The sequence below is a fragment of the Nocardioides abyssi genome (assembly GCF_030412915.1).
In the GTDB taxonomy this organism is placed as follows: Bacteria; Actinomycetota; Actinomycetes; order Propionibacteriales; family Nocardioidaceae; genus Nocardioides; species Nocardioides abyssi.
Genome location: NZ_JAUHJR010000009.1, coordinates 82,767 through 95,304, shown reverse-complemented (window position 1 = coordinate 95,304; position 12,538 = coordinate 82,767). Strand labels below are relative to the sequence as shown.

The following is a 12,538-nucleotide window of genomic DNA, read 5'->3' as shown; positions in this document are numbered from 1 at the left end:
CGCCGCTTCGACCCAGAGGAGCTCGATACCGCCGATGTCGACCGGCTCGAAGGACTCGTTCGTCCACCTCCACGTCCACACCGAGTACTCCATGCTCGACGGGGCGGCCCGCCTCGGCGCGCTCACCGGACGTGCGGCCGAGCTGGGGATGCCCGCGGTGGCCATGACCGACCACGGCAACGTGTTCGGCGCCTACGAGTTCTACTCCAAGGCCAAGTCCGCCGGCGTGAAGCCGATCATCGGCATCGAGGCGTACTTCACGCCCAACATCTCCCGCTTCGAGCGCAAGGGCGTCAACTTCTACGACGGCGGCCCCGACGACGTCTCGGCCCGCGGTGCCTACACCCACATGACGCTGCTCTCGGAGTCGACCGAGGGCATGCACAACCTCTTCCGGCTCTCGACCGGAGCCTGGCGCGACGGCTTCTTCAAGCAGCCGCGCATGGACCGCGAGCTGCTGGCCCAGCACGGCAAGGGCATCATCGGCACGACCGGCTGCCCGTCCGGCGAGGTGCAGGTCCACCTGCGCTATGGGCAGTACGACGCGGCGCGCAAGGTCGCGGGCGAGTTCCAGGACATCCTCGGCCGGGAGAACTACTTCCTCGAGCTGATGGACCACGGCCTCGACATCGAGAACCGGGTCCGCGACGGCCTGCTGCGCCTGGCCAAGGACCTGAAGATCCCGCTGCTGGCCACCAACGACTCCCACTACGTGATGCGCGAGGACGCCAAGTCCCAGGAGCACCTGCTCTGCATCAACTCCGGCTCCACGATGGACATCCCGGCCGGCGACGGCCCGGGCCAGCGGTTCGCGTTCTCCGGCGACGGCTACTACCTGAAGTCCGCCGAGGAGATGCGGGCGCTGTGGGTCGACAAGTACCAGCTGCGCGAGGCGTGCGACAACACCCTGCTCATCGCCGAGCGGTGCGACGTGCAGTTCTCCGAGGCCGTCGGCAAGTACATGCCGAAGTTCCCCTGCCCGCCGGGCGAGAGCGAGGACTCCTGGCTGGTCAAGGAGGTCGAGGTCGGCCTCGCCAGGCGCTACCCGGCCGGCGTGCCGGAGCACGTGCGCAAGCAGGCGGAGTTCGAGCTCGGCGTCATCACCCAGATGGGGTTCCCGGGGTACTTCCTCGTCGTCGCCGACTTCATCGGCTGGGCCAAGGACAACGGCATCCGCGTCGGCCCCGGCCGAGGCTCCGGTGCGGGCTCGATGGTCGCCTACGCGCTGCGGATCACCGACCTCGACCCGCTCGAGCACGGCCTGATCTTCGAGCGGTTCCTCAACCCCGACCGCGTCTCGATGCCCGACTTCGACATCGACTTCGACGAGCGCCGGCGCGGCGAGGTCATCCGGTACGTCACCGACAAGTACGGCGACGACCGGGTCAGCTACATCATCACCTACGGCACGATCAAGGCGAAGCAGGCCGTCAAGGACTCCAGCCGCATCCTCGGCTACCCGTTCGCGATGGGCGACCGGATCACCAAGGCGATGCCCGCCGCGGTGATGGGCAAGGACGTCCCGCTCCAGGAGATCTTCAACCCCGAGCACAAGCGGTTCGGCGAGGGCGGCGAGTTCCGCTCGCTCTACGAGGCCGACAACGACGTCAAGAAGGTCGTCGACACCGCGATCGGCATCGAGGGCCTCAAGCGCCAGTGGGGCGTGCACGCCGCCGGCGTGATCATGTCCAGCGAGCCGCTGCTCGACATCATCCCGATGCTCAAGCGCCCCGCCGACGGCGCGATGATCACCCAGTTCGACTACCCCACCTGTGAGGGCCTCGGCCTGATCAAGATGGACTTCCTCGGGCTGCGCAACCTCACCGTGCTCGACGACGCGGTGAAGAACATCGCGATGAACCGCGGCGAGACCGTGGTGCTCGAGGACCTGCCGCTCACCGACGAGGCGACGTACCGCCTGCTCCAGCGCGGCGACACGCTCGGCGTCTTCCAGCTCGACGGCGGCCCGATGCGCGCCCTGCTGCGCTCGATGCGCCCCGACACCTTCGAGGACATCTCCGCGGTCGGCGCGCTCTACCGCCCCGGCCCGATGGGTGCGGACTCCCACAACAAGTACGCCCGCCGCAAGACCGGTCGCGAGCCGGTCGAGGCGATCCACCCCGAGCTGGCCGAGCCGCTCGAGGACATCCTGGGCGAGACCTACGGCCTGATCGTCTACCAGGAGCAGGTCATGGCCATCGCGCAGAAGCTCGCGGGCTACAGCCTGGGCCAGGCCGACATCCTGCGCCGCGCGATGGGCAAGAAGAAGAAGGAGGAGCTGGACAAGCAGTTCGCCGGCTTCTCGGCCGGCATGCAGGAGCGCGGCTACTCCATGGCCGCGGTCAAGACGCTGTGGGACATCCTGCTGCCGTTCTCCGACTACGCCTTCAACAAGGCCCACTCCGCGGCGTACGGCCTGGTGTCGTACTGGACGGCCTACCTCAAGGCCAACTACCCGGCCGAGTACATGGCCGCGCTGCTCACCTCGGTCAAGGACGACAAGGACAAGTCCGCGATCTACCTCAACGAGTGCCGCCGGATGAAGATCCGGGTGCTCCCTCCGGACGTGAACGAGTCGGCGTCGAACTTCACCCCGGTCGGCACCGACGTGCGCTTCGGCCTCACCGCGGTCCGCAACGTCGGCGGCAACGTCGTCGACGGGATCGTCGCCGCCCGCGAGGAGAAGGGCCGCTACACCGACTTCAACGACTTCATGGAGAAGGTGCCGGCCCACGTCTGCAACAAGCGGGTCGTGGAGTCGCTGATCAAGGCCGGCGCCTTCGACGAGATGAACCACCGGCGCCGGGCGCTGGTCGCCATCCACGAGACCGCGGTCGACCAGTACGTCGACATCAAGCGCAACGAGGCGATCGGGCAGGACTCGCTCTTCGGGGGGATGGACGCCGACTCCGGCGGCGGGTTCGGCATCTCGGTGACCGTGCCCGACCTCGACGAGTGGGACAAGATGACCCTGCTCGGCCACGAGCGGGACATGCTCGGTCTCTACGTCTCCGACCACCCGCTGCTCGGCCTGGAGCACGTCCTCTCCAACGGCACCGACTGCTCCATCGGCCAGCTGATGCTCGACGAGGACCGCTCCGACGGCTCGCCGATCACGGTCAGCGGCCTGGTCACCTCGGTGCAGCGCAAGATCACCAAGCGCGGCGACGCCTGGGCGATGATCACGCTGGAGGACCTCGACGGTGGCATCGACGTGCTGCTGTTCCCCAGCTCCTACCAGCTGGCGAGCACCTACCTGACCGAGGACGCGATCCTCACCGTCAAGGGCCGGCTCTCGCGCAGCAAGGACCAGCCCGAGATCCACGGCCAGGAGGTGACGGTCCCCGACATCTCCGACGGCCCGTCCGGGCCCGTGGTCATCAAGGTGCCGCAGACGCGTGTGAACACCGATGTCGTCGCTCACCTGAAGGACGTGCTCTCCACCCATCCCGGCATGACCGAGGTGCACCTGCGCGTGCTGATGCGCGACAAGACCCTGGTCATGCGCATCGGCGACCACCACCGCGTCACGCCGAGCCCGGCGCTCTTCGCCGACCTCAAGCAGCTGCTGGGGCCCGGGTGCCTGACCAGCTGACCGCGCCGTCCCGCGACCGGGCCGGTGCGGCGGCGTCCGCGCGCCGCTCGCCGGTCCTGGTGCTGGTGGTGCAGGCGCTCCTCGTCGTGGCCGCGCTGGCGCTGGCTGGCCTGGTCGCCGGCGTCATCTGGTTCCAGCTGTGGTCGCCCCCGGCCGGCGTGGTCCGCGACGGCCGGTGGCTGACCGACGAGGCGGGCCTGCGCGACTCCTTCGCCGGCACCGGCCTCTACGTGCTGGTGGCGGTGCTGACCGGGTTCCTGGTCGGCGCGGCGACGGCCTACCTCCTCGACCGCTCCGAGCTGGTCACCCTGGCGGCCACGCTCGTCGGCGCGGCGCTCGGGGGCTGGTTGATGCTCCGCCTCGGGCTGGAGTGGGGCCCGCCGGACCCGCAGGTCCTCGCCCGCACGGCCGCCGACGGCACCGAGCTCGACGGCGCGCTGGTCGTCGACCTGCCGCACGCCTGGCTCGCGCTCCCCGGCGGCGCGCTGGTCGGCACGGCGGTCGTCTTCCTCGTCACCACCAAGCGGCCGACCGGCCACCGTCCCGGCTAGCAGACGCAGACCGCCCCCGGCTCAGGGAGCCGGGGGCGGTCTGGTCGCAGCAGGTGTCAGTGCTGGTGCGCACCGCGGGTGTCACGGCCCTGCTCGTCGTCGTAGAAGTCGCGGCTCCCGGACTTCGCGAGACCGCGGCTGACCATGTAGCCGATCGTCAGCAGGGTGACGTAGAACCAGGCCTCCTGGGCGCCGAAGTCCGAGGCGTCCACGACCGCCGAGGCGATGAGGACGCCGACGACGGCGGCGAGGTAGGCGATCAGCTCGGTCGTCTTGAACGACGCCTTGGTCTCGGTGCTGATCCGGCGGGTGGCGGTGTGGCCGGTGCCGGCGGTGTCGTTGGTCGTTGCCATGTGTTGCTCCTTGGGTGTGCTCTCGCGGACCGACCCCATGTCGACCCGTTGCGAAGCACGTCGGGGGAAGTCCGGCGGACCGGACAGCAGGAGGTGCCCGACGCCCGACCGGGGCGAGCCTCACCCGACGGGGCGGTAGGGCGCCGACCACACGTGTCCTCGGTCACGGCCCGGCCACGTGGGGCGGACGCGGGTCCGCGGTCAGCGCGCGATCGGTGCGACGACGGCCGAGGTGGCCGCGACCAGGTCAGTGGGGGAGAGGCCGAGGTCGAGCCCGCGCCGCCCTCCGGAGACGTAGACCGTCGGGTGGTCGAGCGCGGTCGCGTCGACGACGGTCGGGTGCGGGCGCTTCTGGCCGACCGGCGAGATCCCGCCGGCGACGTACCCGGTGGCGCGCTCCGCGGCCGCGACGTCGGCCATCGCAGCCCTGCTCCCGCCCAGCGCCCGGGCGAGCGCCTTGAGGTCGAGCTGGCGGTCGACCGGCACGATGCCGACGGCCAGCTTGCCGTCGACGTTCGCCATCAGGGTCTTGAACACGCAGGCCGGGTCGAGCCCGAGCGCCTCGGCGGCCTCGAGGCCGAAGGAGGCCGCGCGGGGGTCGTGCTCGTACTCGTGGGTGGTGAACGCGATCCCCGCAGCGCTCAGCGCGACGGTCGCGGGCGTGCCGCCCGCGCGGGCGGCTTTCTTCTTCGCCATGGTTCCTCGGGTGTCGGGACCGCTAGTTCGGCGACCAACGGGTGCGCGCCACGTCGGTGGCGGGCAGGGACGGGATCACGTTCATCGCCCGCAGCTCGGTGCGCAGCAGGTCGGTGACCAGCACCAGGCGCTCCTCGGCGTCCTCGGCCTCGAGCAGCATCTGGCGCTCGGGCATCGGGAGCGGGGCGCAGGCCGCCAGCGTCCAGGAGAGGTACGACGGGTCGCGCGGCAGCGTGCCGTCGTACGGGTCGGTGCGGATCTCCGAGAGCGCCGCGCGGTAGGCGACGAAGGTGGCGCGGGCCTGCTCGAGCAGCGAGTCGGGGACCGGCTTGGTCGGCTCGGGCCGGTCGATGACGTGCCCGACGGGGAAGATCCCGGTCGGGTCGAGGTGGTCCAGCTCGATGCGGTCCAGCCCGACCGCGACGACGTCGAAGGAGCCGTCGGGGTGCGGCTCGACCTCGGTGAGCTGCACGCGCACGCCGATCCGGTAGAGCGACTGGGCACCGTGGTCGCCGACCTCGTAGCCCTCGCGGATGGCGACGGACCCGAAGACCCGCTCGGCGGGGTCCTCCACGCGCAGCAGGTGGTGGACGAGCGCGCGGTAGCGGTCCTCGAAGACGGTCAGCGGCACGCTGACGCCGGGGAAGAGCACCGCGTTGAGCGGGAACATCGGCAGCGTGTCGGTCACGGGTCCAACCTAGTGCGCGCCCGGGCCCGTCCGGCCAGCGTCACCGGTTCGGGGCGGTGGGGCGCGCGAACGTAGGATCGGGCCATGATCCGCCGCATCGACCTGCGCGGGACCGAGGGTTCCGTCGACTACCGCGACGTCGTCCCGAGGGCCGACTTCGACGTCGAGGCAGCGGTGCCCGCGGTGCATGCGATCTGCGAGGCGGTGCGCACCCGCGGCGTGGACGCGATCAAGGAGTACGCCCGCCGGTTCGACGGCGTCGAGCTCGACGAGCTCCGCGTCCCGGCCGGCGCGACGACCGAGGCGCTCGAGCGGCTCGACCCCGACATCCGCGCCGCGCTGGAGGAGTCCGTCCGCCGCCTGCGCGCGACCTGCGAGGCCGAGCTCGAGCGCGACGCCGTCACCGACCTCGGCCCGGGCGCCCGCGTGACGCACCGCAAGGTGCCGATCCGCCGCGTCGGCCTCTACGTGCCCGGCGGCCTCGCGCCGCTGGTCTCCAGCGTGCTGATGAACGTCGTGCCCGCTCAGGTCGCCGGCGTCGAGTCGATCGCGCTCGCCTCCCCGCCGCAGAAGGACTTCGGCGGCGCCGTGCACCCGACGATCCTCGCGGCGTGCGCGCTGCTCGGGGTGGAGGAGGTGTACGCCGTCGGCGGCGCCCAGGCGATCGCGATGTTCGCCTACGGCACCGGCCCGTGCGAGCGGGTCGACCTGGTCACCGGTCCGGGGAACATCTACACCGTCACCGCCAAGCGTCTGCTCAAGGGCCTGGTGGGCATCGACTCCGAGGCCGGTCCGACGGAGATCGCGATCCTCGCCGACGACACCGCCGACGCGGCGTACGTCGCCGCCGACCTGGTCAGCCAGGCCGAGCACGACCCGCTGGCCGGCGCCGTGCTCGTCACGCCGTCCGAGCGGCTGGCCGCCGCGGTGGAGGCCGAGCTGGAGACCCAGGTCCTGGCCACCAAGCACACCGAGCGGATCCGCACCGCGCTGACCGGCCCGCAGTCGGGCGTCGTGCTCGTCGACGACCTCGAGCAGGGGCTGGAGGTGGTCAACGCCTACGCCGCCGAGCACCTCGAGATCCAGACCGAGGACGCAGCCGGCTGGGCCGCCCGGGTGCGCAACGCCGGCGCGATCTTCGTGGGCCCGCACGCCCCGGTGAGCCTCGGCGACTACTGCGCCGGCTCCAACCACGTGCTGCCCACGGGCGGCTGCGCCTGCCACTCCTCGGGGCTCTCGGTGCGCGCGTTCACCAAGTCGGTGCACGTCGTGGACTACTCCCGCGACGCGCTCGCCGAGGTGGCCGACCACGTCGTGACGCTGGCCGAGGCCGAGGACCTGCCGGGCCACGGCGCCGCGGTGCGGGTCCGGTTCCAGGGCTGACCGGGGCCGAGATGACCTTCCCCCCGATCCGGGAGGAGCTGCGCGGCCTCGAGCCCTACGGCGCCCCCCAGCTGGACGTGCCGGTCCAGCTCAACACCAACGAGAACCCCTACGGCCCCTCCGAGGCCTGCGTCGCTGACATCGCGGCGTCGGTCGCGGAGGCCGCCCGGGGGCTGCACCGCTACCCCGACCGCGAGCACGTCGCCCTGCGCGCCGCGCTGGCCGACTACCTCGCGCGCGACACCCCGCACGGGATCGGGGTCGAGCAGGTGTGGGCGGCCAACGGCTCCAACGAGGTGATGCTGCAGCTGCTGCAGGCCTTCGGCGGGCCGGGCCGCTCGGCGCTGAGCTTCGCGCCGACGTACTCGATGTATCCCGAGTACGCCCGCGACACCTCCACCGAGTGGGTGCAGGGGCGCCGCGAGGACGACTTCTCCCTCGACCTCGACGCGGCCGCCGCGCTGGTGCGCGAGCACCGGCCGAGCGTGGTGCTGCTGCCCTCGCCGAACAACCCGACCGGCACGGCGCTGCCGCCCGAGGCGGTCACCGTGCTGTGCGAGGCGGCGGCGTCCTACGAGCCGCAGGGCTTGGTCGTGGTCGACGAGGCGTACGGCGAGTTCCGGCGCGCCGGTGTCCCGAGCGCGCTCGAGCTGCTGCCGACTCACCGCAACCTGGTCGTCACCCGCACGATGAGCAAGGCCTTCGCCGCCGCAGGGCTGCGGCTGGGCTACCTCGCTGCGGACCCGGCGATCTGCGACGCGATCCGCGTCGTGCGGCTGCCCTACCACCTCTCCGCGGTCACCCAGGCGGCCGCGCTGGCCGCGCTGCGGCACGCCCCCGAGCTGCTCGGCAAGGTCGACAACCTGCGCGCCGAGCGGGACCGGACCGTGACCTGGCTGCGCGAGCAGGGCCTGCAGGTGGCCGAGAGCGACGCGAACTTCGTGTTGTTCGGTGCCTTCGCCGACCGTCATGCTGTGTGGCAGGGCCTGCTGGACCACGGCGTGCTGGTGCGCGAGGTGGGCCCGCCCGGCTGGTTGCGGGTCTCGATCGGAACACCCGAGGAGATGGCGGCGTTCCAGCAGGCACTGGCCGACGTGCTGGCGCACGTGACCGAGACGGAAGAGGGACAGCCATGAGCAGGACCGCACGCATCGAGCGGCAGACCAGCGAGTCGAAGGTGCTCGTCGAGGTCGACCTGGACGGCTCCGGCCGCCACGACGTCTCCACCGGCATCGGCTTCTACGACCACATGCTGACCGCGTTCGCGCGGCACAGCCTGGTCGACCTCACCGTGCACTCCGAGGGCGACCACTGGATCGACGCCCACCACACCACCGAGGACACCGCGATCGCGCTGGGCCAGGCCCTGCGCCAGGCGCTCGGCGACAAGGTCGGCATCCGCCGCTTCGGCGACGCCACCGTGCCGCTGGACGAGGCGCTCGTCCACGCGGTCGTCGACGTCTCCGGGCGGCCCTACTGCGTGCACACCGGCGAGCCGGAGGGGCAGCAGTACGTCCAGCTCGGCGGCAGCACGCCGGCGTACCTCGGCTCGCTGACCCAGCACGTCTTCGAGTCGATCGCCTTCCACGGCCACTTCGCCCTGCACGTGCGCGTGCTGGCCGGCCGCGAGCCGCACCACATCGTCGAGACGCAGTTCAAGGCGTTCGCGCGCGCGTTCCGCGACGCCGTGGCGCTCGACCCGCGCGAGACGGGCATCCCGTCGACCAAGGGTGCTCTGTGAGCGCACCGAAGGTCGCGGTCCTCGACTACGGGTCCGGCAACCTCCGCTCGGCCGTGCGCGCGGTCGAGCGCGCGGGCGCCGACGTCGAGCTGACCTCCGACTTCGACACCTGCCTGGCCGCCGACGGCCTGCTGGTGCCCGGCGTCGGCGCGTTCGCCGCCTGCATGGAGGGCCTGCGCGCGATCAAGGGCGACCGGCTCATCGGCCGCCGGCTCGCGGGCGGCCGCCCGGTCCTCGGCATCTGCGTCGGCATGCAGATCCTCTTCGGCCGCGGCGTCGAGCACGGCGTGGAGGCCGACGGCTGCGACGAGTGGCCCGGCGTGGTCGAGCGGCTCCAGGCGCCGGTCGTGCCGCACATGGGCTGGAACACCGTCGAGGTGCCGGAGGGCTCGACGCTCTTCTCCGGCATCGAGGACGAGCGGTTCTACTTCGTGCACTCCTACGGCGTGCGCGAGTGGGAGCTGGTCACCAACGACCGCACCCGGGCGCCGCTGGTGACCTGGGCCGAGACGGGCTCGACTCCTGGGGCCGGTGATCGGTTCGTCGCGGCCGTGGAGAACGGCCCGCTGACGGCCACCCAGTTCCACCCGGAGAAGTCCGGCGACGCCGGCGCGGCGCTGTTCCGCAACTGGGTCGCCTCGCTCTGACCCGGGCGCGGGCCCGCCCCGCGTCGTACTGCTCTGACCTGCACCTGTCCCTGACCCAGGAAGAAGCCATGTCCTACCTCCAGCTCCTGCCCGCCGTCGACATCACCGAGGGCCGCGCGGTCCAGCTCGCGCAGGGCGTCGCCGGCTCCGAGCGGGCGTACGGCGACCCGGTCGCCGCCGCGCGCCGGTGGCAGGACGCCGGGTCGGAGTGGCTGCACCTGGTCGACCTCGACGCGGCGTTCGGCCGGGGCTCCAACCGCGAGCTGCAGGCCGAGATCGTCGGCGCGCTCGACATCGACGTGGAGATGAGCGGCGGCATCCGCGACGACGAGTCGCTCGAGAGCGCGCTCGCGACCGGCTGCCGGCGGGTCAACATCGGCACTGCCGCGCTGGAGAACCCCGAGTGGTGCGCGCGGATCATCGCCGAGCACGGCGACCGGATCGCGATCGGCCTCGACGTGCGCGGCACGACGCTGGCCGCGCGCGGCTGGACCAAGGACGGTGGCGACCTCTACGAGACGCTCGCGCGCCTCGACGCCGAGGGCTGTGCGCGGTACGTCGTCACCGACGTCAACAAGGACGGCATGCTCGCCGGGCCCAACCTGCAGCTGCTGCGCGACGTGTGCGCGGCCACCGACCGGCCGGTCATCGCCTCCGGCGGAGTCTCGACGCTCGACGACATCCGCGCGCTGATGGACCTCGTACCCGAGGGCGTCGAGGGCGCGATCGCCGGCACCGCGCTCTACGAGGGGCGCTTCACCCTCGAGGACGCCCTCGCCCTGACCCGCGGCGGGGCGCAGTGACCCTCGCGGTCCGGGTCATCCCGTGCCTGGACGTCGACGCCGGCCGGGTGGTCAAGGGCATCAACTTCCAGGACCTCCGCGACGCCGGTGACCCCGTCGAGCTGGCGAAGGTCTACGACGCCGAGGGTGCCGACGAGCTGACCTTCCTCGACATCTCCGCCTCCCACGAGGGCCGCTCGACCACGATGGAGATCGTCTCGGCCACCGCCGAGCAGGTCTTCATCCCGCTGACCGTCGGCGGCGGCGTCTCCTCGCCGGCCGACGTCGACCGCCTCCTGCGGGCCGGCGCCGACAAGGTCGCGGTCAACACCGCGGCGATCCGCCGGCCCGAGCTGGTCGCCGAGATCGCCGACCGCTTCGGCAACCAGGTGCTCGTGCTGTCCGTCGACGCCCGCCGCGCCGCCGGCACCGACTCGGGCTTCGAGGTCACCACCCACGGCGGTCGGCGGTCCGCCGGCCTCGACGCGGTCGCGTGGGCCGTGCGCGCCGCCGAGCTCGGCGCGGGGGAGATCCTGCTCAACGCCATGGACGCCGACGGCACCCAGGACGGCTTCGACCTCCGGCTGATCGAGGCCGTGCGCCGCGAGGTCTCGATCCCCGTCATCGCCTCCGGCGGCGCCGGCGCCGTCGAGCACTTCCCGCCCGCGGTCGACGCCGGCGCCGACGCCGTCCTCGCCGCCACGGTCTTCCACTTCGGCACGCTGCGCGTCGGCGACGTCAAGCGCACGCTCTCCGAGGCCGGCCACCCCGTCCGGTGACGGCCCGGTGACGGGCGAGCGATGAGGGTGGTCGCGCTGCACGTCGCGCCCGAGCGGCACGCGGCGATGGAGGAGCGCGCCGCGATCGAGGTCGTCGCGGGCCGCGGCGTCGTCGGCGACCGGTGGTGGGGCACCAGGCACCGGCACGTCTCGGTGCAGTCGGTCGAGGCGCTCGCTGCGGCCGCAGCCGAGCTCGGCCGGCCCGTCCCGCCGAGCGCCACGCGGCGCACGGTCACGGTCGCGGGGCTCGACGTCCCCACCGACCCCGGCGCCCGGCTGCTCGTCGGCCCGGGAGACGACGGTGCACAGGACGGCGCGGACGGCGTGCTGCTCGAGGTGGTCCGCGTCGCCGCGCCGTGCCGGGTCATGGAGACGTCGATGGGCCCCGGGGGAGCAGTCGCGCTGCGGCGGCGCGGCGGCTCGATCCTCCGTGCGCTCACGTCGGGAACCATCCGCCTCGGCGACCGCGTCACCCTGCTCTGACGCCGTGGCGCGTTGTCTCAGGGGACTTGCGGGGGTCTTGAACAAACCTCAGGGATGAGCCCGGGGGAGGCTTGATCCGAGGTCGGCAGAGTTCAGGTCATCAAGCACCACGGCGTCGGAGAGACCGGCGGCCCCCTCCCGAAAGGCTCCCCCCCGATGACGAACACCACCGCCGCCCCGAAGTCCCGCAAGGCCGTCAAGAACACCAAGGCCGGCCGCAAGAACCGCAAGACCGCTGTCAAGCTCGTCGCCTCGGTCGCGCTGGTCGCCGGCGCCGCGTCGGTCGCGGGCCTGGGCACGTTCGGTGCGTTCACCTCCACGACCTCGGCCACCGAGTCCGTCGCGGCCGGCACCCTCGTCCTCGGCCAGGGCACCGCCACCCAGGGCCCGAGCATCGCCGCGGCCGGCCTGGTCCCCGGCGACACCGTCGAGCGCGACGTCGTGCTGACCCGCGGCGCCAACGACGAGAAGTTCGGCACCGTCTCCCTCACGACCACCGCCGCGACCAGCAACCTGCTGTCGACCGACACCACCAACGGCCTGCAGATCAGCGTCGACCAGTGCCCCACTGCGTGGGTCAAGGTCGACGCGAACAAGACCAACGGCGCGCTGCGCTGCAACGGCGCCACCCCGACCCAGGTGCTCGCCCCCCGCCCGGTCGTGGGCGCCAACCTCGCCCTGCCGATCGCGACCGGCACCCTCAACGACACCAAGGTCTCCAACCTCCGCGTGACGCTCAAGTTCCCGGTCGACGCCGACAACCGGTTCCAGGGCCTGGCCAACACCATCGGCCTGACCTTCGACGCCACCCAGCGCGCCAACGAGAACCGCTGACCCCGC

General features: G+C 72.2%; 13 protein-coding genes. 10 read left to right on the top strand and 3 right to left on the bottom strand.

The genetic code is table 11. The features are described from left to right. The first annotated feature begins 34 nt into the window (after positions 1–34). Together dnaE and QWY29_RS17490 are read left to right on the top strand one after the other, a co-directional pair. The gene (gene dnaE, locus QWY29_RS17495) at positions 35–3,595 is read left to right on the top strand and encodes a DNA polymerase III subunit alpha (RefSeq protein ID WP_300962402.1); all 3,561 of its coding nucleotides are present in this window, start codon (positions 35–37) and stop codon (positions 3,593–3,595) included. Beyond that, positions 3,580–4,146: a hypothetical protein gene (locus QWY29_RS17490; protein WP_300962401.1), complete on the top strand. Its 567-nt coding sequence runs from the start codon at positions 3,580–3,582 to the stop codon at positions 4,144–4,146. Before dnaE ends, QWY29_RS17490 begins: the two co-directional genes overlap by 16 nt. Positions 4,147–4,202: 56 nt before the next feature. Here QWY29_RS17490 and QWY29_RS17485 read toward each other — a convergent pair whose 3' ends face one another. The 3 genes from QWY29_RS17485 to QWY29_RS17475 form a co-directional block, all read right to left on the bottom strand. After that, on the bottom strand, positions 4,203–4,499 hold the full coding sequence (locus QWY29_RS17485; protein WP_300962400.1) for a hypothetical protein: 297 nt from the start codon (positions 4,497–4,499) through the stop codon (positions 4,203–4,205). 201 nt (positions 4,500–4,700) lie between these two features. Next, positions 4,701–5,195 carry a Cys-tRNA(Pro) deacylase gene (gene ybaK, locus QWY29_RS17480; protein ID WP_300962399.1) on the bottom strand — a complete coding sequence of 165 codons (495 nt, stop codon included), beginning with the start codon at positions 5,193–5,195 and terminating at the stop codon, positions 4,701–4,703. Positions 5,196–5,217: 22 nt separating this feature from the next. Then, a complete protein-coding gene (locus tag QWY29_RS17475) occupies positions 5,218–5,883 on the bottom strand; it encodes an LON peptidase substrate-binding domain-containing protein (protein ID WP_300962398.1) in 666 nt (221 codons plus the stop codon). An 84-nt stretch (positions 5,884–5,967) separates the two neighbouring features. On the opposite strand from QWY29_RS17475, the gene hisD reads away from it, so the two are divergent. The 8 genes from hisD (at position 5,968) to QWY29_RS17435 (ending at position 12,532) form a co-directional block, all read left to right on the top strand. Further along, positions 5,968–7,266, top strand: coding sequence for a histidinol dehydrogenase (gene hisD / locus QWY29_RS17470; RefSeq protein WP_300962396.1), 1,299 nt, complete (start codon positions 5,968–5,970; stop codon positions 7,264–7,266). 11 nt (positions 7,267–7,277) lie between these two features. Continuing rightward, complete coding sequence (locus tag QWY29_RS17465) at positions 7,278–8,402, top strand: histidinol-phosphate transaminase (protein WP_300962395.1); 1,125 nt, start codon at positions 7,278–7,280, stop codon at positions 8,400–8,402. Then, positions 8,399–9,007 (top strand): imidazoleglycerol-phosphate dehydratase HisB, encoded by a 609-nt coding sequence (gene hisB / locus QWY29_RS17460; protein ID WP_300962394.1) that lies wholly within the window; start codon positions 8,399–8,401, stop codon positions 9,005–9,007. Before QWY29_RS17465 ends, hisB begins: the two co-directional genes overlap by 4 nt. Then, positions 9,004–9,654 (top strand): imidazole glycerol phosphate synthase subunit HisH, encoded by a 651-nt coding sequence (gene hisH / locus QWY29_RS17455; protein ID WP_300962393.1) that lies wholly within the window; start codon positions 9,004–9,006, stop codon positions 9,652–9,654. The genes hisB and hisH overlap by 4 nt, the downstream gene beginning before the upstream one ends. 68 nt (positions 9,655–9,722) lie before the next feature. Beyond that, the gene (gene priA / locus QWY29_RS17450; protein ID WP_300962391.1) at positions 9,723–10,457 is read left to right on the top strand and encodes a bifunctional 1-(5-phosphoribosyl)-5-((5-phosphoribosylamino)methylideneamino)imidazole-4-carboxamide isomerase/phosphoribosylanthranilate isomerase PriA; all 735 of its coding nucleotides are present in this window, start codon (positions 9,723–9,725) and stop codon (positions 10,455–10,457) included. Continuing rightward, complete coding sequence (hisF, locus tag QWY29_RS17445) at positions 10,454–11,215, top strand: imidazole glycerol phosphate synthase subunit HisF (protein ID WP_300962390.1); 762 nt, start codon at positions 10,454–10,456, stop codon at positions 11,213–11,215. Before priA ends, hisF begins: the two co-directional genes overlap by 4 nt. Before the next feature lie 21 nt (positions 11,216–11,236). Beyond that, entirely contained in the window at positions 11,237–11,698 is a 462-nt protein-coding gene (locus QWY29_RS17440; protein ID WP_300962389.1) for an MOSC domain-containing protein, read from the top strand. A gap of 156 nt (positions 11,699–11,854) precedes the next feature. Then, positions 11,855–12,532 (top strand): TasA family protein, encoded by a 678-nt coding sequence (locus tag QWY29_RS17435; RefSeq protein ID WP_300962388.1) that lies wholly within the window; start codon positions 11,855–11,857, stop codon positions 12,530–12,532. The last annotated feature ends 6 nt before the right edge of the window (positions 12,533–12,538 follow it).